General features: G+C 51.1%; 1 protein-coding gene. It reads left to right on the top strand.

What is annotated here, in order from left to right; genetic code table 11:
• Positions 1 to 28: 28 nt before the first annotated feature.
• On the top strand, positions 29 to 517 hold a 489-nt coding region (locus ACTHUR_RS18305; protein WP_440400188.1), incomplete at its 3' end, for a histidine kinase.

Here is a 517-nt window from a genome sequence, read left to right on the forward strand (position 1 = left end):
CTATTTTTTACAGGCATTTGCGCCGTCCCTGCTTCGTTCGCAGTACAGCGTCGTGATTTCCTACGTCTCCAACCTGCTGATTTTCTTGTTTGTCGATGTAGTGATTTTGAAGACGGAGATGTGGCCGCTGATTCAACACTTCTTCTTGCTGACTTTTTTTTGTTTCAGTTTCATGTACATCGAAGCCGCCCGTCGCAACAGCCTTGCGCCTTCCATTTCCGAAGCCAGGCTGAGCGCGTTGACGGCGCGTATCCGTCCGCATTTCTTGTTTAACAGCCTAAATGCCGCCATCAGCTTAATCCGTCTGCGCCCGTATGATGCAGAAACTTTGCTGGAAAATCTGGCCAACCTGTTCCGCGCACAACTGCGCGACGGTAGTCAAAACAGTACCTTAGGGCAGGAAATCGAGTGGGCGCAGGAATATATTGCCATCGAGCAAATCCGCATGGGACATATGCGTGTACAGGTTATGTGGCAACACCATGCACCCGACGATGCAGAAACGCCGCATCTGCTG

It is taken from the genome of Neisseria sp. P0021.S007 (assembly GCF_051956855.1).